The sequence below is a fragment of the Pseudomonas sp. ICMP22404 genome (assembly GCF_006227205.1).
In the GTDB taxonomy this organism is placed as follows: Bacteria; Pseudomonadota; Gammaproteobacteria; order Pseudomonadales; family Pseudomonadaceae; genus Aquipseudomonas.
Window position 1 is genome coordinate 1 of sequence record NZ_VCNG01000029.1, and the last position, 26,198, is coordinate 26,198.

At 58.3% G+C, this 26,198-nt stretch carries 16 protein-coding genes and 1 pseudogene; 6 read left to right on the top strand and 11 right to left on the bottom strand.

The genetic code is table 11. The features are described from left to right. Positions 1-310: 310 nt before the first annotated feature. The 4 genes from FGE05_RS29270 to FGE05_RS29285 are packed head-to-tail and all read right to left on the bottom strand — an operon-like array spanning position 311 to position 3,215. Entirely contained in the window at positions 311-934 is a 624-nt protein-coding gene (locus tag FGE05_RS29270) for an SMI1/KNR4 family protein (RefSeq protein ID WP_139650398.1), read from the bottom strand. A gap of 39 nt (positions 935-973) precedes the next feature. Further along, entirely contained in the window at positions 974-1,609 is a 636-nt protein-coding gene (locus FGE05_RS29275) for a type II toxin-antitoxin system HigA family antitoxin (RefSeq protein ID WP_139650399.1), read from the bottom strand. Beyond that, positions 1,606-1,938, bottom strand: a complete 333-nt coding sequence (locus FGE05_RS29280; RefSeq protein WP_139650400.1) for a type II toxin-antitoxin system HigB family toxin — start codon at positions 1,936-1,938, stop codon at positions 1,606-1,608. The genes FGE05_RS29275 and FGE05_RS29280 overlap by 4 nt, the downstream gene beginning before the upstream one ends. Before the next feature lie 26 nt (positions 1,939-1,964). After that, positions 1,965-3,215 (bottom strand): XylR family transcriptional regulator, encoded by a 1,251-nt coding sequence (locus tag FGE05_RS29285; RefSeq protein WP_257225752.1) that lies wholly within the window; start codon positions 3,213-3,215, stop codon positions 1,965-1,967. Between the two features lie 152 nt (positions 3,216-3,367). On the opposite strand from FGE05_RS29285, the gene xylA reads away from it, so the two are divergent. The 5 genes from xylA to FGE05_RS29310 all read left to right on the top strand — a co-directional run bounded on the left by xylA (position 3,368) and on the right by FGE05_RS29310 (position 11,365). After that, the gene (xylA, locus tag FGE05_RS29290) at positions 3,368-4,684 is read left to right on the top strand and encodes a xylose isomerase (RefSeq protein ID WP_139650401.1); all 1,317 of its coding nucleotides are present in this window, start codon (positions 3,368-3,370) and stop codon (positions 4,682-4,684) included. A 205-nt stretch (positions 4,685-4,889) separates the two neighbouring features. Then, the gene (gene xylF / locus FGE05_RS29295; RefSeq protein ID WP_139650402.1) at positions 4,890-5,891 is read left to right on the top strand and encodes a D-xylose ABC transporter substrate-binding protein; all 1,002 of its coding nucleotides are present in this window, start codon (positions 4,890-4,892) and stop codon (positions 5,889-5,891) included. A gap of 174 nt (positions 5,892-6,065) precedes the next feature. Continuing rightward, complete coding sequence (gene xylG / locus FGE05_RS29300) at positions 6,066-7,622, top strand: D-xylose ABC transporter ATP-binding protein (protein ID WP_139650403.1); 1,557 nt, start codon at positions 6,066-6,068, stop codon at positions 7,620-7,622. Beyond that, positions 7,623-8,759 (top strand): sugar ABC transporter permease, encoded by a 1,137-nt coding sequence (locus FGE05_RS29305; RefSeq protein WP_139650404.1) that lies wholly within the window; start codon positions 7,623-7,625, stop codon positions 8,757-8,759. A gap of 371 nt (positions 8,760-9,130) precedes the next feature. Further along, complete coding sequence (locus FGE05_RS29310) at positions 9,131-11,365, top strand: bifunctional diguanylate cyclase/phosphodiesterase (protein WP_217505594.1); 2,235 nt, start codon at positions 9,131-9,133, stop codon at positions 11,363-11,365. Between the two features lie 4 nt (positions 11,366-11,369). On the opposite strand, the gene FGE05_RS29315 is transcribed toward FGE05_RS29310, so the two are convergent. The 3 genes from FGE05_RS29315 to FGE05_RS29325 form a co-directional block, all read right to left on the bottom strand. After that, positions 11,370-11,807 (bottom strand): phosphate ABC transporter substrate-binding protein, encoded by a 438-nt coding sequence (locus tag FGE05_RS29315; protein WP_175362861.1) that lies wholly within the window; start codon positions 11,805-11,807, stop codon positions 11,370-11,372. Between the two features lie 11 nt (positions 11,808-11,818). Continuing rightward, positions 11,819-13,057: a hypothetical protein gene (locus tag FGE05_RS29320; RefSeq protein WP_139650406.1), complete on the bottom strand. Its 1,239-nt coding sequence runs from the start codon at positions 13,055-13,057 to the stop codon at positions 11,819-11,821. 179 nt (positions 13,058-13,236) lie between these two features. Further along, entirely contained in the window at positions 13,237-15,126 is a 1,890-nt protein-coding gene (locus tag FGE05_RS29325) for an ATP-binding protein (RefSeq protein ID WP_139650407.1), read from the bottom strand. Between the two features lie 714 nt (positions 15,127-15,840). On the opposite strand from FGE05_RS29325, the gene FGE05_RS29330 reads away from it, so the two are divergent. Further along, positions 15,841-16,113, top strand: coding sequence for a hypothetical protein (locus tag FGE05_RS29330; protein ID WP_139650408.1), 273 nt, complete (start codon positions 15,841-15,843; stop codon positions 16,111-16,113). 391 nt (positions 16,114-16,504) lie between these two features. Here FGE05_RS29330 and FGE05_RS29335 read toward each other — a convergent pair whose 3' ends face one another. From FGE05_RS29335 to FGE05_RS29350, 4 genes and pseudogenes are all read right to left on the bottom strand, one after another. After that, a complete protein-coding gene (locus FGE05_RS29335; RefSeq protein ID WP_139650409.1) occupies positions 16,505-17,422 on the bottom strand; it encodes a M24 family metallopeptidase in 918 nt (305 codons plus the stop codon). A 330-nt stretch (positions 17,423-17,752) separates the two neighbouring features. Beyond that, a pseudogene (locus FGE05_RS29340) lies at positions 17,753-17,831 on the bottom strand (transposase); the annotation flags it as partial. A 97-nt stretch (positions 17,832-17,928) separates the two neighbouring features. After that, positions 17,929-18,267: an Imm45 family immunity protein gene (gene imm45 / locus FGE05_RS29345; RefSeq protein ID WP_139650410.1), complete on the bottom strand. Its 339-nt coding sequence runs from the start codon at positions 18,265-18,267 to the stop codon at positions 17,929-17,931. Then, a partial coding sequence (locus FGE05_RS29350; protein WP_176563047.1) for a hemagglutinin repeat-containing protein occupies positions 18,267-26,198 on the bottom strand: 7,932 nt, incomplete at its 5' end. The genes imm45 and FGE05_RS29350, both read right to left, overlap by 1 nt.

Genomic DNA, 26,198 nt, shown 5'->3' on the forward strand with positions numbered 1-26,198 from the left:
TACAACAACGTCAGGCTCCATAGCTACAACGATTACCGGTCGCCGGTAGCTATGGAGAAACTGGCGGCGTGAAACCTTAACTGGTGTCCAGAATTACTTGACCAGTTCAGCTTGCCCGCGAAGACGGCGGCACATTCGACATCTTCGTGACTGACATTCCGCCATCGCGAGCAGGCTCGCTCCCACATTGGATCTGGGGTGTACGCAGCCATTGCATACGCCAAAAAACCCTGTGGGAGCGAGCCTGCTCGCGATGGCGGCGGCACATTCAACCCCTGCGTAACTGACATTCCTCTATCGCAAGCAGGCCTCAGATCGGCCTGTCCACCACCCTGGCATTCCACTGCGCTCGGTAGCGCTCTCGCCACCCCGGGCTGCCTTTATCCAGCCATTCCAGGGTCGCCTCGATACTGTCAGGGCTGATGATGAAGTGCTCGATATGTTCCTCGATCCGCTCATGGGACAGATGCAGCGAATCCAGGTAGCCGGTAAAGGAACTCGCCAACACGACGTATTCATCGCCTTGCTGGCGGCGGCCGGTCCAAGCGGGTAAGCCGGCGACCATGGCGGCCACGTCCTGGCGCCCTTCTCGCAGGTCCAGGAGCAAGAGGCTTGCGCCGCCGTCACGCCCGATTGGAAGCAGCCCGGTCGCGGGGAAGCCGGGTTCCGCCCGCAGTTGCTCCAGTTCAAAGGGGTTGGACTCATACTCTTTGTCCGGATCCAGCCCATACAACGAAAAGCTCAGCAGCTCCTCATCGCCATTGGCCAGGGTCGCGACAACATCATATTCCACGTAGGCGCCGTTGCAGGTCTTGAGAAACTGCCGGTAGTCTTCCGGCAGGCGGGCGCCAAGGCTGGTTTCCAGTTGCGCGATGGCACTGTCCGTGGCACCTGCACGGGTTCGTTCGAGGATCAATCCGCGGTATTCAGTCATTGAGATCTCGCAAGCGCATTACGTGGAGGCGGTACGGGACTAACCCTTGGCCGGGTCCTTGCCTGTCGGTTTGCGCTTCCTGGAAGCGGCCACCTTGTATTCATCGGTACCGGCCTCGGTTGCCAGGTGTGCGACCAGCGGCTCGTTGCGAACGCTGTACTTCGCGGGCTTCCTGGCCGTAGGGCGAGCGGTTTCAATAGGGGTCGGCTTGGCCGGGGCTGCCGATAGAAAAGCACCCGGCTCCATCGCAAACCGCTGCGCCAGCGCATACGCCATCTTGTGACTGATGGGCCGATCCCCACTCAACACCTTGGACACCGCCGTCTTGTCGCCAATTTCAGGGAGGTCCGAGCCCGTGAGCCCGAGCGTCTCCATCAGGTCCCTGATCAATTGCACCGGGGTGCATGTCGCTTCAAACGCGGCAGTGGATTCGCGAAACTGGTCGGAGTCGCGCTGGTAGGCAAGTATTTCGTCTTCGAGCTCGACGAGAATTTTCTCCTCGACCTTGCTCAACTCGCGCCCGTCGGTGAGTTCATCAAGCAGATCGGTCGCACGCTCATAATCGGCGGGCGTCTCGATGCCATGTACGAACTCACCCCGCAGGCGCTCCAGCACCGCATGTAGCTCGCCAAGCGTTGCGATCACGGTCTGAAAGTCATTCCGGACTGCGCTCATCGTTTTACTCCTTTGTTTCTTGCATACCAGACGTTGGCAACGTCGTAATCGGCATGCATGCAGATGTGTTTGACGTAGAATTTCTGTCGGATGTAGTGGACACCCCCTATCACCCTGAGATTGTTGCCCCCTACGTCAATCACGACCCAATTCGCTGCGGCTCTCGGCTTGAACAGATCGATACCGTGGGTACCGAACAGTTTCTGCAGGTCCGCGAACGCTGTCGGACGGGCCATCCTCAACATGCGCCGGCAGCGATCCAGCCCGGCCTTGTCGTTCGGGTACAAAATGGCGGCGGCGTCAAAACGTGATGGCTTGAGTATATCCATAGGCTTCCCTGTCCTTGAGTCGGATGCTACTCCAGTTGTGTTTTTTCACAACCGGAATTTTCAGCAATGGTGAAATTCAAAGAGCGCTTCCCGGAGAAGGGGTCGCGCTCCTCCTGCTGATACTGCCTGGGTGTGCACCCAAACTCCCGACGAAATACTGTGTGCAGATATTGCGCCGACTTGAAGCCGCAGTTGCGGGCAATGTCAGCGATCGCCAAATCCGTCCTCTCCAACCCTCTGGCCGCCGCGGCCAACCTGAACCGCAAGATCTCGTCATGCACGCTGCACCCCCGCTCCTTGCGAAAATGCGCTTCCAGCGATGACCGCGACACCCCTACATATCCCGCCACTTGCGCGGTCTTGATACCCTGACAAGCGTATTGGCGAATGAACAGCAGCGCCTGCATGACATAGGGGTTGCCCAACGGTTGATGCAGGCTCGAGGCCTGCACGTTGATCGCGTCGGGAGGTATCAATATCTGCATGCCCGTGGAGGGCATGCCGTGCAGCATCTGGTGGAGCAGGCGCGCGGCGGTGCGGCCCATGGTTTCGGTGCCCTGGATCACTGAACTCAGGGGCACCCGGGTCAGGCTGCGGGTCAGTGGGTCGTTGTCGATGCCGATCAGCGCCACCTGCTCCGGCACCGCGATGCCCGCGGTCAGGCAGGCTTGCAGCAGTTGTCGGGCACGGGCATCGCTGACGGCGATGATGCCGATGGGTTTGGGCAGGCTTTGCAGCCAGGCGATCTGCTGTTCGACGGCACTGTCCCAAAGTGGCGCGCTGGTGCCCATGCCGCGATAGATCTCCGCCGGCAGGCCATCGCGCTGCACCAGTGAACGGAAAGCTTTCTCCCGCTCCTGAGCCCAACGATTGGCTTGTGCTTCGGGCAGGCTGAAGCAGGCAAAGCGCGTGAGGCCGGCTTCGATCAAGTGCTCGTAGGCCAACTTCATCAGCGCGAAATTGTCGGTGGCGACATAGGGAATGCCCTTGGGATAGGCACGCTCATCCTGGTAGGAACCGCCCACCGCCACCACCGGCAAACGGATCCCGGCCAGCGCCTCGCCAATCAGCGGGTCATCGAAGTCGGCGATGATCCCGTCGCCCTGCCAGCGTTCGATCCCCTTCAACCGGCACAGGAAATCCTCCTCAAGAAAGAGGTCCCAGGACGCGCGGGTGCTGCTCAGGTAGTTACCGATGCCGCTGATGATGCCGCGATCGTAGATCTTGCTGCCGTTGAACAACAGCGCAATGCGGTGGACGGGGGGGATGGTTTTCATTGTTTTCACCCTGGGCCGGTGAACACAGACTAGGCGCGTGGCCCCCGAAGCTCAATACAAAATCGAACTGCCCTCTGGTGATTTTCATAATCATCAGCCACAGGGCCGGCGTTAGTATCGGGACACCGCCAAGAATAAAAAGGATATCGCCCATGCCGTACTTTCCCGGTGTCGACAAGATTCGCTACGAAGGCCCCGCCAGCGATTCGCCCCTCGCCTTCCGTCACTATGACGCTGACAAGCTCGTGCTCGGCAAGCCCATGCGCGAACACCTGCGTATGGCGGTGTGCTACTGGCACACGTTCGTCTGGCCGGGGTCCGATGTGTTCGGTGCCGGTACGTTCAAGCGCCCCTGGCAACACACTGGGGATCCGATGGAGCTGGCCATCGGCAAGGCCGAAGCCGCCTTCGAGTTCTTCTCCAAACTGGGCGTCGACTATTACTGCTTCCACGACACCGATGTCGCCCCGGAAGGCAGCTCGCTGAAGGAATACCGTAACCACTTCGCGTTGATGACCGACCACCTGGAACGCCATCAGGAACAGACCGGGATCAAACTGCTGTGGGGCACTGCCAACTGCTTCAGCAACCCGCGCTTCGCCGCCGGGGCCGCCACCAACCCCGATCCGGAAGTCTTCGCCTGCGCCGCCGCCCAAGTGTTCAGCGCCATGAATGCCACCCTGCGCCTCAAGGGCGCCAACTACGTCTTGTGGGGGGGGCGCGAAGGTTACGAGACCCTGCTCAATACCGACCTGAAACGCGAGCGCGAGCAACTGGGCCGCTTCATGGGCATGGTGGTCGAGCACAAGCACAAGATCGGCTTCAAGGGCGACCTGCTGATCGAGCCCAAGCCCCAGGAGCCGACCAAGCACCAATACGATTACGACAGCGCCACGGTCTTCGGCTTCCTGCAACAGTTCGGCCTGGAAAACGAGATCAAGGTCAACATCGAGGCCAACCACGCAACCCTGGCCGGGCACAGTTTCCATCACGAGATTGCCACCGCCACTTCACTGGGAATCTTCGGCAGCATCGACGCCAACCGTGGCGATCCGCAGAACGGCTGGGACACCGACCAGTTCCCCAACAGCGTCGAGGAAATGACCCTCGCCACCTACGAGATCCTCAAGGCCGGCGGTTTCAAGAATGGCGGGTTCAACTTCGACGCCAAGGTCCGTCGCCAGAGCGTGGACGAACTCGACCTGTTCCACGGCCATGTAGCAGCGATGGACGTCCTGGCCCTGGCCCTGGAGCGCGCAGCGGCCATGGTGCAGAACGACCGGCTCCAGCAATTCAAGGATCAACGCTACGCCGGCTGGCAGCAGCCGTTCGGTCAGGCGGTGCTGGCGGGCAAGTTCAGCCTCGCCTCGCTGGCCGAGCATGCCTTCCTCAACGAGCTGAATCCGCAGGCGGTCAGCGGCCGGCAGGAGATGCTGGAAGGGGTCGTCAACCGGTTCATCTACCCCTGACTCCGTTGTGGCGAGGGGATTTATCCCCGCTGGGCTGCGAAGCGGCCCCCAAAAGCAATCCTGATTAGTCTGACCTGCAAAAGAGGCAGTGACATTCCCACGACAAATCTCCGCCCACGACGCTGTGCAACGCTCTACAGTTCTACCGGCATCACGCTCATCGTCAGGCAGTGTCTTTCAAACAAAAATAAAAGGACGCACCACAATGAAAACTGTAAAACGCACCTTACTCGCCAGCGCCCTGGCCCTGCTGTCACTTCCGGTCATGGCCGATGCGGCGCACCCGAAGATCGGTTTTTCCATCGATGACCTGCGCCTGGAGCGCTGGTCCCGGGACCGTGATTACTTCGTGGCGGCGGCGGAAAAAATGGACGCCAAGGTCTTCGTGCAATCAGCCGATGCCAACGAGCAGAAGCAGATTTCGCAGATCGAAAACCTCATCTCCCGTGGCGTCGATGTGATCGTCATCGTGCCGTTCAACGCCACAGTGCTGACCAACGCCGTCGCCGAAGCCAAGAAGGCCGGGATCAAGGTGGTGTCCTATGACCGGCTGATCCTGAACGCCGATATCGACGCCTACATTTCCTTCGATAACGAAAAGGTCGGTGAAATGCAGGCCAGCGGCGTGCTGAAAGCCGCACCCAAGGGCAACTATTTCCTGCTCGGCGGCGCGCCTACCGACAACAACGCCAAGGTCCTGCGCGAAGGCCAGATGAAGGTGCTGCAACCGGCCATCGACAAGGGCGACATCAAGATCGTCGGCCAACAGTGGGTGAAGGAATGGAACCCCACCGAAGCCTTGAGCATTGTTGAAAACGCCCTGACGCGGAACAACAACAAGATCGACGGCATTGTCGCCTCCAACGATGCCACCGCAGGCGGCGCCATCCAGGCCCTGGCCGCGCAGAAAATGGCCGGCAAGGTACCGATCTCGGGCCAGGACGCCGACCTGGCAGCGGTCAAGCGGGTGATCGATGGCACCCAGACCATGACCGTCTACAAGCCCCTGAAGCTGATTGCCTCCGAAGCCGCCAAGCTTTCGGTACAACTGGCGCGCAACGAGAAGCCAGCCTTCAGTTCGCAGTACGACAACGGCAGCAAGAAAGTCGACACCATCCTGCTCACCCCGACCCCGTTGACCAAGGACAACATCGACCTGCTGGAAAAAGACGGTTTCTATACCAAGGCACAGATCGCCGGGCAGTAAGTTGAACACCGCCGGTCAGTAAAACTTGGTCCCTGTGGGAGCGAGCCTGCTCGCGATGGCGACAGCACATCCGACATCGATGCACGCTGAACCACCGCTATCGCGAGCAGGCTCGCTCCCACAGGAGATTGACCGGCAGGCTTATGTGTAAGACCTTTTCCACGAGTCCTTGCCATGTCCGATTACCTGCTGCAAATGAACGGCATCGTCAAAACCTTCGACGGTGTCAAAGCCCTGAATGGCATCGACATCAAGGTCCGGCCGGGGGAATGCGTCGGCCTGTGCGGCGAGAACGGCGCCGGCAAATCCACCTTGATGAAAGTCCTCTCGGCGGTCTACCCCTACGGCACCTGGGACGGTGAGATCCTCTGGGATGGCCAACCGCTCAAGGCACAGTCCATCAGCGAAACCGAAGCCGCCGGGATCGTCATCATTCACCAGGAACTGACGCTGGTACCCGACCTGTCGGTGGCCGAGAACATCTTCATGGGCCACGAGCTGACCCTGCCCGGTGGGCGCATGAACTACCCGGCGATGATCCACCGTGCCGAAGCCCTGATGCGTGAGCTCAAGGTACCGGACATGAACGTCTCGCTCCCGGTGTCGCAGTATGGCGGTGGCTACCAGCAACTGGTGGAAATCGCCAAGGCGCTGAACAAACAGGCGCGCCTGCTGATCCTCGACGAGCCGTCATCGGCCCTGACCCGTTCGGAAATCGAGGTGCTGCTGGATATCATCCGTGACCTCAAGGCCAAGGGCGTAGCCTGCGTCTACATCTCCCACAAGCTCGATGAAGTGGCGGCTGTGTGCGACACCATTTCAGTGATCCGCGACGGCAAGCACATCGCGACCACCGCCATGGCCGACATGGATATCCCACGGATCATCACCCAGATGGTCGGGCGGGAAATGAGCAACCTCTACCCCACCGAACCCCATGACATCGGCGAGGTAATTTTCGAAGCGCGCCACATCACCTGCTACGACGTTGATAATCCCCGGCGCAAACGGGTCGACGATATCTCGTTCGTGCTCAAACGCGGTGAAATCCTCGGCATCGCCGGGCTCGTCGGTGCCGGTCGCACGGAGCTGGTGTCGGCGCTGTTCGGTGCCTACCCCGGGCGTCATGAAGGGGAAGTCTGGCTGGACGGCCAACCGATCGACACCCGCACGCCCCTCAAGTCGATCCGCGCCGGCCTGTGCATGGTCCCCGAGGACCGCAAGCGCCAAGGGATCATTCCGGACCTGGGCGTCGGCCAGAACATCACCCTCGCCGTGCTGGAGAATTTCTCGAAGCTGACCCGCATCGACGCCGAAGCCGAACTGGGCAGCATCGACCGGGAAATCTCACGCATGCACCTCAAGACGGCGAGCCCGTTCCTGCCGATCACCAGCCTCTCCGGCGGCAACCAGCAAAAAGCCGTGCTGGCGAAAATGCTCCTGACCAAACCCCGGGTGCTGATTCTCGATGAACCTACCCGGGGCGTGGACGTCGGCGCCAAGTACGAGATCTACAAACTGATGGGGGCGCTGGCGGCCCAAGGGGTGTCGATCATCATGGTTTCCTCGGAGCTGGCCGAAGTGCTGGGGGTTTCCGACCGCGTACTGGTGATCGGCGAAGGCCAGTTGCGGGGTGACTTCGTCAACCACGGCCTCACCCAGGAACAAGTGCTCGCTGCTGCGCTCAGCCATCCCGATGGCCATAACAATAATGATCGGAAGTCCGCGTAGATGAATCAGGTCAAACAACTCTTCACCCGCTACAAAATGCTCGCGCTGGTGATCGCCGTGGCGGTCATCTGGCTGTTCTTCAGCTGGCAGACTGACGGCGGCTTCCTGACCCCGCGCAACCTGTCCAACCTGCTGCGGCAGATGTCCATCACCGGGATCCTCGCCTGCGGCATGGTGCTGGTGATCATCAGCGGTGAAATCGATCTGTCGGTGGGCTCGTTGCTCGGGTTGCTGGGTGGCCTGGCGGCGATTCTCGACGTGGTCTATCACATACCGCTGCTGGCCAACCTCAGCCTGGTGGCCCTGTGCGGCTTGGTCATCGGCCTGGCCAACGGTTTCATGACCGCTTACCTGCGTATTCCGTCGTTCATCGTGGGACTGGGCGGCATGCTGGCGTTTCGCGGGGTCCTGCTGGGCATCACCGGCGGCACCACCATTGCCCCGGTCTCGCCGGAGCTGGTCTACGTCGGCCAGGGTTACCTGCCGCAAACCGTGGGTGTGGCGCTGGGCGTACTGCTGTTCTCCCTCACCGTTTTCCTGACCTGGAAACAACGCCGTAACCGCGCCCTCCATGGCCTGACGGCACACTCCCTGGTGCGCGACGTATTGCGCGTGGTGGCGATTGGCGCGGTGCTGGCCGGGTTCGTCCATACCCTCAACAGCTACGACGGCATTCCGGTTCCGGTGCTGCTCCTGCTGATCCTGCTGGGAGTGTTCAGCTACGTCACCAGCCAGACCGTGTTCGGACGCCGCGTCTACTCGGTGGGCAGCAATATGGAAGCCACACGCCTGTCCGGCATCAACGTGCAAGCGGTGAAACTGTGGATCTTCGGCATCATGGGGGTGATGTGCGCCCTCGCCGGCCTGGTCAACACCGCACGCCTGGCAGCGGGTTCCCCCTCGGCCGGCAACATGGGCGAACTCGACGCCATCGCCGCCTGCTTCATCGGCGGCACCTCCATGCGCGGCGGCTCCGGCACCGTCTACGGCGCCCTCCTCGGCGCGCTGGTCATCACCAGCCTGGACAACGGCATGTCGATGCTCGACGTCGACAGTTACTGGCAGATGATCGTCAAGGGCAGCATCCTGGTGCTGGCGGTTTGGGTGGATGTGAGTACGCGCGTGGGGCGGCGTTGAGGGAGCCAGGGCCTTCTGAAAATCTCGTAGGAATCCACCCGTGGCGAGGGGATTTATCCCCGCTGGGGCGCGAAGCGCCCCCAAAACCTGAGCATGCGGTATGTCAAACGGGTTGGGGGGACCGCTTCGCAGCCCAGCGGGGCGGAACAAGGAGAATATCTGGTCTATAGTTTCCCTCTAATTAATTGATGTTTTTTCGCACGGACGCGCAGGTGTCATTCAGGGAGCACATCATGTCGATCCAACGGACAAGTGGACTGAGACTGGCTCCCGGTATCACGGCATCCGAAGACTCGACATCCGAGGGCACGAGCCCCGTCTTCCGAGATGGACTCGGCCACCTCAGGGAAGCCTATATCCTGCTTCCGCTATTGTCCGCCCTGCTCTTGCTTGCCCTCTGGGCCGCGACCCTCTACCTCATCCAGGTCGAACAGACCCGAGCCCAGCGCAACGCCGCCACGGTCAGCCAGGAAATCGGCGCCACCTACGAAGCGCAAATCCTGCGCGCGGTTCGTGAGATCGACCAAACCCTCAAGCTCGTCAAATACACCTACGAGGCCGAAGGCGAGCGCAACCCGTTGCCGCGGCTCAAGGAGCGGGCGTTGTTACCACCCGCCCTGCTATTCGATGTCAGTGTGGTCAACGCCGACGCCAAGCTGTTGGCCAGCACCCGGGCGGACGAAACGGGACCCGCCAGCGACCTGGATGAACTGCGGACGTTGCGCAACAACGATACGCTCCTGATCAGTCGCCCCTGGAGGGATCCTCTGACCGGGGAATGGCGCTTGCGCTTCAGTCGGCGCCTCAACGCGCCAGATGGCACGTTCTCGGGCGTTGCCAGGGTCGAGGTCGATGCGGCCTATTTCGCCAGCAGCTATGACACCTCGAAACTCGGTGAGCGGGGTGTGCTGGGGCTGCTGGGCACCGATGGAGTCTTTCGGGTGCGGCGCACCGGAGAGTCGATCCAGGCCGGCGATGCGGTCGACTACGAGGCGCTGGTCCCGGATACCGAGGACATCCAGACATCGTTGTTGACCAACAGCTGGGACGGGGTGCGGCGCTACACCAGCGCCCGTCAGCTCTATGACCTTCCCCTCGCGGTGATCGTCGGCTTATCCGAAGAAGAACAACTGGTTGCCGTGAACCGGCAAGCCCAGACCTACCTGCGGCGTTCGGCGGGTGTCAGCCTGCTGCTGGTGCTCCTCGCCGGCCTACTGAGCCGCATGAGCTGGCAGCTTGCACAAAGCCGGCTGCAGGCCGCTGAAGCCAAGGTGGCCTATGCCGAGCGTGTCGAATACCTCGCCTATCACGACGCCCTCACGGGGCTGCCCAATCGCAGCCTGTTCAGCAAACTGTTGATTCAGCACATCCACGAAGCCCATCGTTATCAGCGGCAAATGGCGGTGCTGTTCCTTGACCTTGACCGCTTCAAACAAATCAACGACACCCTTGGCCACGATGCTGGCGATCAGTTGCTGCAAGAAGTCGCGAACCGCCTCAAGGCCTGTCTGCGCGAGAGCGATATCGTCGCCCGATTGGGCGGTGACGAGTTTGTCGTGTTACTGCCGCAACTGTCTGATGAAAAGTATGTGGCAGGCACCGCCCAGAAAATCCTCGCCGCAGTTGCCCGGCCCTTCCACCTTAGAGAGCAAGAGTTTCGGGTTACCGCCAGCATCGGGATCAGTCTCTTCGCCCGGGATGGCCAGGACGAACAGACGCTGAAGAAAAACGCCGATATCGCGATGTATCAGGCCAAGCAACAGGGAAAAAACACCTTTCAGTTCTACTCCGAGAAACTGAACGCGGAGTCGCTGGAACGGCAGACGCTGGAACTCGGCCTGCGGCATGCACTTGAACGCAACGAGTTCCGCCTGCACTACCAGGCCAAGCGGGATATTGACAGCGGTCAGATCACTGGCATGGAAGCCCTCCTGCGCTGGGAGCACCCTGACCTGGGACTGGTCGCGCCCATGCAGTTCATTCCGGTGGCCGAAGAGACCGGCCTGATCCTCCCTATCGGCAAGTGGGTGCTCAGGACGGTCTGCGAGCAGAACGTGGCCTGGCAACGACAGGGCCTGCCACACCTGTGCGTCGCCGTGAACCTGACGGCCCGTCAGTTTGCCGATGAGCATCTCTTGACCGACCTTGCGACGATACTGGCGGACACCGGCATGGACGCCCGTCTGCTGGAGCTGGAGATCACCGAGAGCCTGCTCATGCAGGATGTCAGGAAGACCCTGCAGGTGTTGACCGACCTCAAGGCACTGAATATCCGGATCGCTATCGATGACTTCGGTATTGGCTACTCTTCGCTTTCGGCACTCAAACAGTTCCCGCTCGACTCGATCAAGATCGATCGCTCGTTCATCCGCGATGTCACCAGCCTGGCGGAAGACAGAGCCTTGACCGAGGCGATCATCACCATGGGCAGGACCCTCAGCCTGACCGTGGTTGCCCAGGGCGTGGAAACCAAGGAGCAGGCCGATTTCCTGCGGGACAACGCCTGCGACGAATTCCAGGGGTTCTACTTCAACAAGCCGGTACCTGCCGATCAGTTCAAGGTATTGCTGCAAGGACAGACAACGCATACCAAGACGGACGTGTAATTGCTCATTGCGGATCGGACAACACGACCCTGACACTGTCATCCACTTCGCGCGCATCGATATAGCCGATGGCACCGGGATTCCCGGCAACGTGCTTCTTGACTTCCGCACTGTTGGAAAGCGTCTCCGGAGGCTGGCCCCGGCCGGTAAATATGATTTTTGACCAATGCGTCTTGAGTTGCGCGGCGGATTTGCCGGTGTATTTGGTGTAGAACTCATCGCGCACGGCTGCGCCCTCAGGCTGGTCGACTGGCATGGCTTGCTCGCCTTCTGGAAAGCGGCTGGCCTTGCCCAGGAAAATATTCGCCACCTGGCTGCTCGCCAGCGCTTTCACCGGACTGGCCGTCGAGACGACCACCACCACATCAGCCATTACGAGCGTACTGCCTGCATACAAGGTGATTCCTGCCACTGCGCATCCGGTGCGCTTGAGAAACCCCATGATCGGCCTCATCAGAAGACAAAATCGACAGCGAGGCTGAGCACGCTGAACGAGCCGCCCGGCTCGAAACCCGGCTGGAAGTTGGTCAACGGGCCCGTCGTGACGCCATCCATTCGCGTGTGGTCGTACTGCAATTTGGCATCCATGTTCTTCGTGAAATCCCAGCGCACACCCAGCGACAGGGTTTGCTGGCGGCTGCCGGCGCCCAGGATGGCGTTGAGCGTTCCGTTGAGCCCCCCCGCGGCATCGGCCAGTTCCGGCGGCAACGTCGAGGTGTCCAACCCATCGGTGGACGTTTCGCTCAGAGTCTTTGATCGCGCATACGTGACATAAGGCGTGAACGCCTCGATCCGGTAGCCAGTACTGACATACCAGGCACTCATCTCACCGAACACCGCGTGACTGTCGAAATGCCCCCATTCGCCCATGACGAACCAGTCGCCAGGATCATAGATCGCCCCGACACCGACGAAGTTGAAGGCCTTGCCCTTGGTGTCGTAGCGGTCGGCGATGTCGTTGCCGTCCTCGCCGAACTGCCGGAAACCATCGAAGAGCGGGTTGAACGGCTCGAAGGTCAAGCGCGTGTGCTGGTAGGTGATGCGTGTGGTCAAGGCACCGTATTCGGTCAGGTTGGAAACACCCCACGAGCCTCTGGCCCGGGTCTCTCCCGTATCGTTGGGCATCCGGACCGTGCTCTGCCCGACATTGCCTTGCACGGTATTGATGACATCGCCCAAGTGCAGCCGGTAGCTGAGGTCCATGCCATCGGTCGCGGTGACGGGGATCATGCTGTAGACCTCTCCCGGGGGACGCACCCAGGGAAGCGTATAGCCTACCTTGCGGCTGTCGGAAAACAGGAAGGCTGGCTGCACCGTGCGGCCGATACGCAGGCTGAAATCGGGTGTGACCTGATACTTGAAGTTTGCCCATTCGACGTAGGGACGGTAGCTGTTGTCGTAACGCTGCTCCGAGATCACCTGCACCACCGCCGAGAGTTCCGGGGTGAAGCGTGCCGTCACTTGCGCACCGATCAGGCTGTCGACATCGGCACTCCAACTGCGCGAGTGACCGGCGCCGTTGGGCTTGTAGATGGTTGAGGTGAAGTCGGCTTTCCTTTCGCTGGAATGAACCATGCCCACCGTACCGAAGCTGCTCACGGAAAACGTCGGCCCACCGGCATCGGCGGCATTGGCGGTGCAGGCATAGAGCGACATCACGGCCAGGGTCAGCGGATTGAGTCTGGGGGCCATGGGATTCAGTGCAGCCTCGACAGGAGAACGAACCCATCCAGACAGGTTATTGTGCAGGGACCTTGTGCAAGATTGACTGACAGATTGCCTGAAGGAATTGCCACCATTCGTTCCAGTCCTTATGACGTCGGCTCAATACCATGACCGAATTGTAGACGACAAAATTCTACGTGCCCGGATCATGCAACGGTTGCCTGGCTCAAGGCCGTGATGGGCAACTCCAGGGTGAACGTGGCCCCCTGCCCCGGCCCGTCGCTTTGGGCCTTCAGCACACCGCCCATTTCCATCGCCGCCAGGACACAGCTGTGCAAACCGAAACCATGGCCTTCCTTGCGGGTGGTAAAGCCATGGGCAAAAATGCGCGTCAGGTTTTCCTCGGCGATACCTTCCCCGTTGTCGATCACCTGGATGATCAACTTCTGCTCTGGCGTCAGCTCGGCATGGAGGGTGATCAGCGGCGCTCGATCCGACATGTTGAGCATCGCACCGCTGGCATTCTTGATCAGGTTGACCATGATCATCAGCACTCGATGCTTGTCCAGTTGCACGGTGGGCATGGCCGAAAACTCCTTCAGCACCGTGACCCGACGGGCGGTGATAATACTGGCGTTCATGCGCAACGCGTCCTCCAGCAAATGCTCGACCTGGACGCTCTCACAGAGACTGGATACGCCCGAGTAGGACTGCTGGGCCGCGACGACTTCCTTGATGTGATCGATGCTCTTGGCCAGTTGCTCAAGTTCATCGAACATGCTTTTTTGTTCGACAGCCAAGGCTTCCGTCACCTGATTCAAATACCCCGGAAGCAACTTGCCTTTCTCGTCCTCAACGAGGAAGTGGCCCAGGTCCGTGGCATGCTGATTCATCAACTGCATCGCTTTGTTCAGCCCCAAGGCTTTGCTGGTGCGCAGTTTCTGCGTCAACACTTCGGCGGAGACATTCACGCTGTTGAGCACATTCCCCACGTTGTGCAGGACGTTGGTGGCGATCTCGGCCATGCCCGCTTGACGGGCAACGGCGACCAATTGGGTCTGGGCTTCAGCAGTGCGCAAACGGCTTTGTGCAAGCTGCCAACTCATCCGGCTCAGCAAGACCACCAGAAACACCAGTAACAGACTGCCTCCAGCGGCTCGCCACTGATAGGTGTGAGCCAGCTCGGTGACCGCGGCCAGTTGTTCCTCTTCGGATAACCCGACAATCACCGCCAGGGGAAGGTCATAGAGCTGACGGGCACTGGTGTAGCGCCGCACCCCGTCCCAACTGTTGGTCAACAGCTGCGCCTGGGTGTCCTCGCTGTCCGGGACCAGCGCCCCATAATCGACCGCATCGCCGGCCTGGATCGACTCGCCAGTGCGCCGCACCCGAAAGACCCCATCGGTGCCCAGCAGCCCGAGCACACCCCGTTCACCGAGCTTCGAGGTGTCATAACTGCTGGCGAAATAGGCCGCATCGACCTCGACCCTGGCAACGCCCGAGAACGATCCATCCGGCGCATCGAGGCGGCGACTGAAGCGCAGCCGCCACTCATCCGTCGAAGGGTCTTTCCAGGGGTGGCTGATCAACAGCGTATCGTTGTTGCGCAGCGTTCGCAGCTCATCCGGGTCGCTGACCGGTCCCGTTTCATTGGCCCGGGTGCTGGCCATGAGCTTGGCATCGGCACCGACCACACTCACGTCAAACAACAGGGCCGGCGGCAACAACGCCCGCTCCTTGAGCCGGGGCAGCGGATTGCGCTTGCCCTCGGCCTCGTAGGTGTATTTGACGAGCTTGAGGGTTTGATCGATTTCATGAACCGCACGCAACATCTGTGCTTCGTAAGTCGCACTGATTTCCTGACTGACCGTGGCGGCGTTGTCCCGGGCACGCGCCAGCTCGCTGTTGATGAGGTAGAAGGTCGTCATCCAGATGGCCAGCAATAGCAGGACGGCGAGCAGCGGAAACAGAACGTAGGCTTCCTTGACATGAGCCAGCCCACGTCGAAGCCCCCGCCCCACGCCCCCCGAGGCTGCGTCCGTCGACGGGGTGATGCCGGTGACCAACCTCAATCCATGGGGCCGTTGAAACTGCATGCTGTGCTCCCTGCGTTGTATCAGCACTTCAGGTTAGCGGGCACCCGCCGGAGCTTGGGCTCAAGGAGATGCCAGGAGTCTATTGCGGCGTCCGTGCGAGGCAGATTGCCGATGGGTTTGCTGGAAACTATAGATCACAAAATGCGGGGGCGAGCCCGAAGCTGCTGGGATATCGCTATCGCGAGCAGGCTCGCTCCCACCCTGGTCGTGGACTGATCACTACATCGGCTATGACGCCAATCGCTGTGGGAGCGAGCCTGCTCGCGATGACGGCAGCACATCCAACACCCATGCAAGACAGCTGCTCCCCCTGTGGCGAGGGAGCTCGCTCCCGCTCGTCTGCGCAGCAGTCGTGTGCTTTGCCGGGTCCTACGCAACCTCGATCGACATCAACGGCAATCGGGGCGGATTCCTACGTGAAGGTGGGAAAGTGGTGGCTTGTAGTGGTTTGGCGGGGAGGTCTATATTTTTCTCGTCGCCCGAAATGGCGATTCGGGTTTGGCGACCTGAATACAGAGAATGCGAAAGCTACCGGCTCATTTGCAGGTACCGACGCACCCGCAAAGCCGCTATATTCCGCGGTGGCTGTGCGCGGGAGATCTTCGGATCTGCCGGTTTTCTCTGTAATCGGTTCGCCAACCTGCGTACAGCCACCACCCATCGTTTGGCGACGACTGGGTGACGGCTTCAGCCAATCAAACAGAGATCTTCAAAATGAATCGATACATGCCTATCACTGGCATCGACTGCGTCCCCGCTACCCTTCTCATCGACACCGAAGCGCCGCTCGATGTCCTCTTTGAAACTGCCGACTACCGTATTCGCATCGTGACTCAGGTGTTGGAGAATATTGCGTTTCGTTCGGAGATCAGCTCGGATATGGTGGTGCTATCTGATTTTTGCAAAATGCTGACGATAGCGCTGCGCGATGGGTGTGATGTGATGGATGTGATTGGGAGGCGGTTGCGGGAGCAAGCGGCGGAGTGATGAGAATGGGCGACTCAACGGTCGCCCGTTTCACATCAAACACGGGGCACGTCCTGGAACAAAGTTGCGCGCGAATAACAAACAGCAACGCCACTCAAATTTACATCCAAGTTTCGACTCTAGAAAAAAATGGAACGAACCACACCTTCATTGAAGATTTGGTGAACGCCTATAACTCTTCCCCCCATAAATAGAAAAACCTTATCCACCAACACCTCCAACTTATTGATTTAATTCAGAAAAATTGGAGCCACAGGCACCACTTAAAGCTAAGCACGACTACTCGGGCTTCACACTCACTCAGAATCTTAGGCGCTACAGTAAGCTTTTCCGCCAGCTCAAGACCACTGCACCGTTGTACTCCAGTCTAGATATCAATAACGAAGTTACATTAGTCGATCAACCTGCTAAGCATTCGGTGCCCATCCTGAGTCACCTCGACCATTGCCGAAAGCATCACGCTATCCGCACCGTCTCGGGTGAGAACGGTCCAGAACTCCGGTGGTTCGAACCGAACGCCGAAGGTGCCAGACTTCGCCACCACATATACATTTAGCACCTGCCCGGATTTCATAAGGGTTTCATTACCGATGAGGTCCTTATGACCGAGCACCACAGGCTGCTGAACCCGCATCTGGCCCATGGAGTAGCCCACTAGCTCACGCACAGCTACCACTTGGTTAGCGTCAAGCTCCTGTTGGATGGCATTGCCTACATTAGACACCCGTTCGCCTGCTCGAATCTGGGCAATACCCCTCTGCAACGCGCGGCGTGCCGTCATCAACAGTTGCCTCTGTTGTTTGGTGGCGTTGGGGGTAGCGAATGTCCACGCCTGGGCTACATGGGCCTGAGGCGATGCGGCTACCAACTCCACTTTGACAAGTGCAGCTTCCGGAAAGGGCGCGTCTGTAGGTGATGCGTTACCTACCTGATTATTCACCGAGACCGGTACTGCCTCTGGATATCCGTTATAGCCCACTAACATCGGCCGCCAGCCATACTGCGAAAACTGCTTCAGTACATAGTCTCGAATCGCTATACCGTTGCCGCCTTGGTGGATCAGCGGTTTGATCTTTAGCAGCAGCTCGCTGGCCAGGGGAGCGAGCCGCGTCTCCTCAGCCAAAATTTTTTCACTGTCCAGTTGGGCAATTCTAGCCTCTAGCTCTCTATTACCAGCTGCGTACTGATCATATTGCGACTCTGTTGCAAAAACACTTGCACAACATACCAATGAAAGTATTCCGGTTTTTTTAACACGCAGTTTCTTGAAGCGAACTAAAAACCCCCAAAAATATGCTAAGCAAACCATTCAAGCCTCCCCCTTTTCCCGGCCACCTCAGAATCCGTTCTCTTTTTTCTCCGTAACTTCCTTACACGGATATTTGGCACCCCTGCTAAACATCGGTATAGCTAGCCACTAACCGGACATGTTCAAGTAAAACCTCCTCCTCTTTACTAACACTGCCACCCAACCCAAGCAAAGGCAGCTTGAAATAGGCAACACTAAGCTCATCAAAAACATCCTGCGTAAAAGGATCATCCCTTACAATGCGCCACCTCCGTGAGGTGGGGAGGCCGGCTAGATGATTCTCAGATTTAATTTTCGGATAATTCATGAAATTAGCGCTGACATTCTCCTCAGCAGCTAACACTACCTGGCGGTTATGGCCTCGCTGTACAACTTGATGCGGGTAGTTTGGTAAAACAATACGTTCCATTCTCGGCCTCTCTGACTCCTCCCTCCATGGAGGCGTTCAGCGTAGCAGAAGTGAAAAAAAATAAATCTGCCCCCTTTTTCCACTTTTTGCTTTTTTACTAACGCTCTATCAAATTAGAAGGGACATCCGTTTGTTTAAACAAATAAACATTCCCGACAGGACAGTCGGGATACACCCACTTAGCCCAATTCTCGATCAGCCACTCTCTTGAGATTTCTCGAGTACCTGAAAAGCAACTTTCAACAGGCAGGCGCACCACTAAAAGGCCAGCCTTATTACCGGAGGCAACGGCAATAGAATGTCCATATTGCTCGTCAGGAATATCAACAACCATAAACTCTACAATTTCCTCGTACGGCCAGCGAGCCGGGAGTCGAAATATCTGCCCACGAGTTATCGCTGGAGCCAAACTATCAACCAACTTTACACCTTCCATTACTTAACCCTCAAATCATGCCCACCGGACGCGTCCTTTGAATCAGGGACGGCAACCAAATCAAAATAAAACTCACTGATATGCTTCCCTGTTTTACCGTTCACCTGCTCCAGCCTACCATGCTGAGTATCCAAAGCATAAAGAAACCCGTCTCCCATCGTGTACACGTCTCGATCGTTTATTCTAGTGAGCCGATTATCCTTCTTCCAACCTAATGCCTTAGCCAACTCCCTGCCCCTGCTTTTTACGACAGCGACTCTTTCATCATAAGGAAGATTAACTAGGCTCTTCTCAAATTCTGCCGCAGACTGCCCCCAAGGCAGGCTATAAAGAATACCTGGTGAGGGATTGTCAACAGATGGATTGGTATAACTGGTGCCTCCCCCCTCAACAATCGGGCTACCATCAGTACTGCCTGGCGAAGAAGGTAAATCAACCCCATCTCCAATACTTACAGGGTGCAGAGCATCGTTATCCACTGATGGATTGGGAAGAATCCCATACTTGGGATCAAGCAAATGAACCGGAAAAGTAGTTTTAAAAATAAACAGCCACAGCTCAGCCGACAAGCTCAACTGCTGTTGCCCGGTGTAACCAGCCTCATCTAAAGAAGCTACAACTGAATTCGCCGCCACCCGCATGTTTTCTTGGTTTTGCGGTGAGCTTTCAGTGGACAGTAATGCCGCACCCAAAGCAGCGATGGCACCGCCGGCTACCAGCGGTAGCGGCCCAAAATTCGATACTTCAGGATGAGGATTCTGTAATCGTTGAAGCAACACCAACATCCCATACGCCTGATCGGGATTTTGACCTGCAATATCGGCTATCTTTTTAGCAAGGGCCTGCACCTCAGGCGTTTCAGCACCTTTAGTAATGCCGCGTAATGCATCCTCCGCGGCTGCTTCCCTGCGCTCGGCATCACGACTGCCTAACTGCCGTTTAAAAGCTCGGACGACGGTGACTTTGCTTGCATCGTCAAAACTGTTGCCCACCGCAATATTCGCCGCACCGAAAAGCAAGTCCGTTAAAACATGTAACGACTCAAGGCTATTTTCGCCGTAGTTTTCAACGTTTTTTTCCCATCTATCGAGTGTCTTTGTCGGGTTGAGCACAGCGTCGACTGACGTACTGGACGCATACAGCTCCGTCCGATGTTCCTCATCCCGAGTCACCTCGTACGCCTTGCTCACATCCCGATTTAGCCCGGCTGTTGAATCGACCCCCGTGACTTTGTCGTCACGCACCACAATCTCGCCTTCTCCCACAGTGGCACGAAGAATCTGTTCACGGTCCTTGTTGTAGTTGTACCCCTCGACCGACCAGCTGTTCTTTTCTTTACCCTCCATACCTTTGTTGGGCTTATCGGCTTGCGAGCCGCTGCCCATGTTGTAGCTACCGCCGACATTAAGGTAATAGCCACGCTCATTGTCTTTACCGGTGATATCGCGAGAACCCAGGGTACCGGTATCGAGTTTCAGATTGCCGTTGTCCGCCGCCAATACCGCCCCGTCCAGTTGGGTGTGGTTCTCTGTGCGGATATCGACTTTGTTCGCGCCGCTGATGACAGTCTGGTTCTCGACCCAATTGGTTTTGCCGTTGGTCTGGCCGTAACCCACCGAGCCGCTGACGGTGACGCCATAACTCACGGCCACCGTGAGGCTGGCGTCGAATTCTTTACCCTCGACCTTGCCCGTATTCGGTACGGAAGTTACGGTGAGGTTGCGACCGACATCACCGATTACTTCATCCCCACGCAGAGTGGCACCAGCGACCGTGGTATCGCGACCGCTTTCGAAGTTCAGTTGGTTACCGGCGTAGAGGTACGCCTCCTGTTGCTGGACTCCTTCACGCTCAAGATTCCCCAGGCCGATGTTGGCGCTGCCATAAACACCGATACCGTCTTGCCCGAGGATGAGGCCGCCTTCGCCCCCCCAACTGCGTCGATTGCTTTCGCTGCTGGAGGCGTTTTGCGCCGACAGGATTTTAAGATCATTGTCAGCCTTGAGCTTGATGTCCTTCCCGGCAGTCGCCTCGGTGCCAATCAGGGTCAGGTCATTTTTGGCTTTCAGGAAGATATCACCGACGGCGTTGAGCTGAGTCGCCGTGGAGGTTCCCTGCGTCGATTCGTCCTGGCTACCGGCGTTGCTTATGCCTACACCCAGTTTGAAGCCACCGGTCGTTCCGCCTTTCACCCCGCCCTTGCTATAGGTTTGATCGCTATCCGTACTTTGTGCCCCGTGAGCCACGTCGAGCGTGATGTTGCGCCCGCTCACGTTGATATCACGCCCGGAGTCGAATCGGCCGCCACTTACACTCACATCGTTACCAGCCTCAAGGCTGATGTCATTCCCGGCGGAAAGACTGGAAGAGCGATTGCTCACCGATGTTTGGGTCTGGCGCTCACTGGTACTTGAGCTACCCACGTGTCCGTCGAATTTAGGACCGCTGAAGAACTGGTCGAGAGCATCGACCGTTTTCAACACACTCGAAGTCTTACTGACCCCATCCTCGCCCTTACCCGAATCGCCCAGGGTATCCATGGTTTTGCCGAAGTTATAAGCGACGGTGGTCGTGGTGCCGGTACGCTTGACACTTTCGGTTGTGGTTACCCGGGTACGCTCGTCGACGGCCAGGATGTTGATATCATGTATCGCTTTCAGTTTGATGTCGTTGTCGGCCTGGAGATCAGAGCCCAATTGATTGATGTTGCGACCGGCATCGATCCGTACATCATGCCCTGCATCAACAAGACTGCCAGCTGCGGTATTGCCATCGGTATCACGGCCTTTCTTGACCGTTTCATTGCCCACGAAAGTGGTGTACCCGTTGGCATCGACATCCTGCTTGATGCCGAAGCTCTTATCGGTTTTCCAGCTATTGCTTCGGTGCGTATTAGTGCCGGCGAGTATGTTCACGTCGCGGCCGGCATTAAGCGTTGCATTTCGATCGGCACTTATACCGCTACCGACGATATTGATATCTTGGGCAGCGTCCAACACAGCATCATTCCCCGCCGAAATCTGGCTACCCACCCCAGTGCTGCTGACAACTTCGCGACCCTTCTTCTGCGACGAGCTCAGGGTGATGTCCGCGCCCGCCCCGGGTGTACCAGCAAATAGACCGACTGTGTCTTTAAGAGACAAACCGACCTTTTTCTTGTACTCCTCGGTCCGGCTATAGGATTGGTTATCCGCTGCAGTAAGATCGATGTCTCCGGTTTTATCGACCAGACCGGCATGCAGTTCAGCATTGTTCTTCGCTGTTATTTCACTGGCTTGCATGGCAATGTCATGACCAGCGACGACCACCACATCGTTGGCAGCGCTCAGCTCGCTGCCGACCTGGGTGACGTTAGTCTGGAGCTGGCTTTTGCCGCTTTTGGACAGACCGAACAAACCGGTTTTTGTCTTTTTGCTGTACGCCCCGCTTTCTTCGGTAGCGGAGAGCACCGCCACATCCTGGGTGGCGCCGACGATCAGATCATTACCGGCCTTGAGCTCGCTGCCCATCACCGTGACATTCTGTCCCCCGTTCAGACTGACATTGCCATCTCCGTCCACAGATGTATTAACGGTGAGTCCTCGACCCGCCTCAATGACAGAGGCAACGTTGGTGCTGCTGTAACTTTGTTTCTCCGTGGTCTTGCTGCGACCGAACGAGCCCTTTTTCTTCTTGTAATAGTAGGAAGAAGCCTCGTCTTGCGCCGAAGCAATAATCACATCTTGATCGGCGTCCAGACTGACATCACCGCCGGCCTTGATCCTGCTGGCGATTACACCCAGATCATTGCCCGAAGAGAGCGTAATATCGCGACCGACATCAATCACGGAGGATTGTTGAGTCACACTATGGCTTTCGTTTGCGCTGCGCTTGCCTCGCACGACAAAATCGCTCGAATTGGCGGCCGAGCTGATCGTAAGGTCGTTGTCGGCAATGATGTCGAGATCACGCTTGGCGTCCAGACGGCTGGCAATCGCTGTTACATCACGAGCAGCGTCGATATAGAGATCTCGACCGGACGTCACTTGCGCACCGTAGTGCTTGATAGTCTGGTCGAGGAAACTGTTGCCTAGCGCAACCGTCGTGCGGTCCTGAATCGATGTTATGTTCACGTCGCGTCCAGCGGAAAGACCAAGGTCGCGTCCGCTTTGCAGAACTCCACCGATGTTGTTGATATCTCGACCTGCATTGATTTGCAGATCGTTGGCGGCCTCGATCCTCGCGGCACTGTCGAGATAGTCGTGATGATTAAAACCAGCACCGCCGAACCTGACATCGATACCGGTCACATCACGCTGATTAATCACGTCGCCTTGGGTCGCCGTCAGGCTTACATCTCGACCGGAAATGATGCCGCCCGACTTATTGACGATATTGTTACCCGCCAACAGATCCAACCGGTTACCTGCTTCGATCAGACCGCTGTTGACGATATCGTTGCCAGCCTTGGCTGTAAGGTTATCGGTTGCACGCAGGGTTCCAGAGTTCTTCAGATCCTGTCCCGCAATCAAGGTCACATCACCGCCCTGAATCAACGCCCCATTAGCCGCCAGCCGATTATTCGCCTGCGCCATGTACAACACCGGCACCAGCACCTTCTCGCCATTCACCTCATACTCTTCAAGCCAGACAATGTCGTGGGTCAGCGCCGCGACTTGCGCGGAGGTCAGCGTTACCCCTACCGACAAACCGAGTGCCTGTTTGCTGGCAACGGCGTTGTTCATCAGGTACTTGAACAAACCTTCGTCGGTAGTCTGGCCGTCGATGAAGCGCTGGCCGGTGCGGGCGACGACCGCTTGCTGGATCAAGCGTTGTTCATAAAGGCCGTCACCCAGGCGCTTGGCGCTTTGATCCGGGTCGTAGCCGAGGTTTTGCAGCAGGTAATCCGAGCTCATGAACGACTTGAGCTCGGTGAGCACCGGGTTGGTTTCGATGAGGTATTTGTGGGCGTTGGAAGGTGCCATGGTGTTCGGCAGGCCGGTAACGCGAGTGGCCGGGCCGTTGGCCGTTACCTGGGGAGCGGCTGGCGTGGGGCTGAGTGTATCTACCGTGTGAGTACTGCCGGAAGGCGCAACCGAGGTGTCGATAACCAGATCGCGTACGCCACCGTTGATCGCGGCAACCAAATGATCCTGTGCCGTGACGGCCCCGCCGCCGATGGTCCACGTCGGTGACGGGCCCACCGAATCGCCTTTACCTATACCGCTCAAACGGAATAGACCGTTCTCTCCGGTTGGCAGAGAAAAACCAGGCAACGTCAGCGGATTGACTTGTTGTTGGGCGAGGTCAGGTGGCAACTGGCTGTTGATGCGGACGACCGCAGTGGTGGTGCCGGCTACCTTTGTATCGACTACTTTATTGGTACCACCCGAGGAGCCGTAGTCTTCATGGATAACACTGTTTTCAAGATCCTTGGCGGCGGTGATCGAGACATTACCACCCGCCTGGATGATGGCGTTGCGTCCGGTGGCTGTACCGATGGCACCAGTGTTGTCTACGGCGACTTCTACAACAGACTGCGGCGTGTACTGGGTCAGCTGACTCGGCAGTTCGAGCAGGTTATTGGGATCATACAGGGATGGCGTTGAAGTCTCGAAACCGTAGCTCAGTCCTGATAGTCCCCTACCATAGCGGCGCTCGCTGACAACCTCGCCGGTTTCAGTGTCTTTGAGCTGCACGACCGGTATTGAATTTCCCTCTACATCGATGTCTTCAGCTGATTCAGGGATAGCTTTGCGGATCGGACTCCCGACAACCACGTAATACACGTTCGGAAAGTCAGGATTGTTTCGCTGGTTGTATGGCATCACGACATTGGAGAAAAACCGCCCGGTGCCGCCATCGGTCAAATCAAATACATATGACGTGGTGCGTTCGATCGTCCCGCTTTTTGCGCCGATATTTTTGAGGGTGTCCGCCGTGATATTGATGTTGCCGCCTGCGGCGACCGTGCTTTTGCTATTGAGAAAACTTCCACCCTGGAACGTGAAATCCTTGCCTACATTGAGTACGGCAGAGGCGCTGGTGTCGCTGTCAGTGCTTTGGAAGGTTTCCCGCGCCATGATGTAGATGCTGTAGATATCACCCACGCAGTCACCGCAGCTACCGGCAATCACTCCCGACACCAGCTTGCGGTCACCCGACATCACCGCACCTTCGGTGCGATTCTCAAACGCATCAGCGTTGATCGTGAACCCGCCACCACTCTCCATCGAGCCGGAAATGTTGTAGACACCTGAGGCCCGCGGCGCACCGCCATAGCCTGCGATGACCACATTGCCCAGCCCGTAAAGATCACCATGTTGGTTGGTGAAATTACTCACGCCCAGCGTCATGTCTGAGCCGCTGAATACCAACCCACGGTCATTGAGCAGCGACGGGGTTTTCAGAACGAGGTTCCGGGCCGAACCCAAGGTTCCGGAGTTGATGAGGCTGCCGGCCTGGACGGTCAGGTTTGTGTTGGAGGTCAGACGCCCAGCATTGGTCAGTTGTCCGCCTACTTTGACGGTGGAGTCATCCCCACCGGCGATGCTGGAAGAAGCGCTCAGGTTCAGTTGCGCCGCAGTCAGGTCGATACCCCCGAGGCTGGACAACCGCCCGCTGCCTCCATAGCTACCACCCAATGCAAGGTTGATGCCACCATCGCTGGCGATCAGACCATCATTGCTCCAGTTGCCCCCACTGCCCACCAGGCTGGTGGAGGCCAGCAACTGCCCGGTGCTGGTCTGGGTGAGGTTGTTGACGTTGACGGTCAGCCGTCCCGCCTGGATCACACTGCTGTTGGTCCAGTTGTCTGCGGTAAGGGTCAGGCCGCCACGGGTGACGAAGTTGCCGCCGGCGTTGTTGAGGTTCGCAGTAGAAATGTCAAAGAGCCCGGTGCCTATATGCAGCAGGCTGCCAGCGGTGTTGAGAAAGCTGGCAGCACCCAGCGTGAGGTCGGTGTTGGCGGTTTCCAGGGTACCGTTGCGGTTATCGAACAGCCCACCGATCTGGAAGTCGGTCTTGCCACCGACACCCAACGCCCGCAATTGCCCCGTCTGGTTATCCAGGCTCGCCGCCTTGATCGCCAGGGTGCTGTCACTCTCGATGATGCCCAGGCGGTTGTTCAACCCACCGGTGAGGTTCAGATCAATCTGACTACCGGCAATCTGCCCGTCGTTGTCGCCGCTGTTGTCGAAATCGTTGGCGGTAACGCTGACCTTGCCCTTTGCGTAGAGCCCACCGTTGCGGTTGTCGAAGTTGCGGGTGGTGACGCTGGCATCGCCGGTTTGCGCCGAGATACGGCCGCCGTAGTTGTCGAGGCCACCCAGGGCGATCAGGTTCAGGCGCTGGGCCTGGGTGATGCCGCCCTGGCGGTTGTTGTTCAGGTCGTAGCCGTTTTTCAGCACGCCGCTGAGTTGGGTGGTGAGCAAACCCTGCAGGCTGGCGAGCACGCCGCCTCGGTTGTCCAGGTTGCGGGCAACGACCATCAGGTCACCGGCCTTGGCCTGGAGGCGACCGCTCTGGTTGTCGATGTCGTTGGCGACGGTCAGGGTCATGGCGCCCTGGCTCTGCACGGTGCCCTTGCCGTTGGTGAGGCTGGCGGCGTCGATCTGCACGGCGCCGTTCTGGCTGTAGATCAGGCCGTCGGCGTCGTTCTGTACCGTGCCGCTGGAAGTCAAAGTGAGTTGATCATTGGCCGCGACGGTGCCGCGATTGCGGTTGTCCAGGCCAGCGGTGAGCAAGGTCAGCAGGCCCTGGCTGGCGATCTGTCCGCCCTGGTTGGTGATCTGCGTGGCGCGCTCGACCCGCAGCGGGCCGGCGCTGGCGAGTTTGCCGTCGGTGTTGGTCAGGGCGCCGAGCAGGTCGAGGGTCACGGCGGCGTTGCCGATCAACTGGCCGCCGGTGTTGTCCAGGCCGGTGCCGGTGAAGCTCAGGGCATTCTGGGCGTT

What these genes read in the sequence shown, in the direction of transcription:
- FGE05_RS29285 (WP_257225752.1), bottom strand. Translation starts at nt 3,215, where the DNA reads ATGAAAACCATCCCCCCCGTCCACCGCATTGCGCTGTTGTTCAACGGC.
- FGE05_RS29275 (WP_139650399.1), bottom strand. Translation starts at nt 1,609, where the DNA reads ATGAGCGCAGTCCGGAATGACTTTCAGACCGTGATCGCAACGCTTGGC.
- FGE05_RS29320 (WP_139650406.1), bottom strand. Translation starts at nt 13,057, where the DNA reads ATGGCCCCCAGACTCAATCCGCTGACCCTGGCCGTGATGTCGCTCTAT.
- xylF (WP_139650402.1), top strand. Translation starts at nt 4,890, where the DNA reads ATGAAAACTGTAAAACGCACCTTACTCGCCAGCGCCCTGGCCCTGCTG.
- xylA (WP_139650401.1), top strand. Translation starts at nt 3,368, where the DNA reads ATGCCGTACTTTCCCGGTGTCGACAAGATTCGCTACGAAGGCCCCGCC.
- FGE05_RS29325 (WP_139650407.1), bottom strand. Translation starts at nt 15,126, where the DNA reads ATGCAGTTTCAACGGCCCCATGGATTGAGGTTGGTCACCGGCATCACC.
- FGE05_RS29330 (WP_139650408.1), top strand. Translation starts at nt 15,841, where the DNA reads ATGAATCGATACATGCCTATCACTGGCATCGACTGCGTCCCCGCTACC.
- FGE05_RS29335 (WP_139650409.1), bottom strand. Translation starts at nt 17,422, where the DNA reads ATGGTTTGCTTAGCATATTTTTGGGGGTTTTTAGTTCGCTTCAAGAAA.
- FGE05_RS29280 (WP_139650400.1), bottom strand. Translation starts at nt 1,938, where the DNA reads ATGGATATACTCAAGCCATCACGTTTTGACGCCGCCGCCATTTTGTAC.
- FGE05_RS29315 (WP_175362861.1), bottom strand. Translation starts at nt 11,807, where the DNA reads ATGGGGTTTCTCAAGCGCACCGGATGCGCAGTGGCAGGAATCACCTTG.
- FGE05_RS29270 (WP_139650398.1), bottom strand. Translation starts at nt 934, where the DNA reads ATGACTGAATACCGCGGATTGATCCTCGAACGAACCCGTGCAGGTGCC.
- xylG (WP_139650403.1), top strand. Translation starts at nt 6,066, where the DNA reads ATGTCCGATTACCTGCTGCAAATGAACGGCATCGTCAAAACCTTCGAC.
- FGE05_RS29305 (WP_139650404.1), top strand. Translation starts at nt 7,623, where the DNA reads ATGAATCAGGTCAAACAACTCTTCACCCGCTACAAAATGCTCGCGCTG.
- imm45 (WP_139650410.1), bottom strand. Translation starts at nt 18,267, where the DNA reads ATGGAAGGTGTAAAGTTGGTTGATAGTTTGGCTCCAGCGATAACTCGT.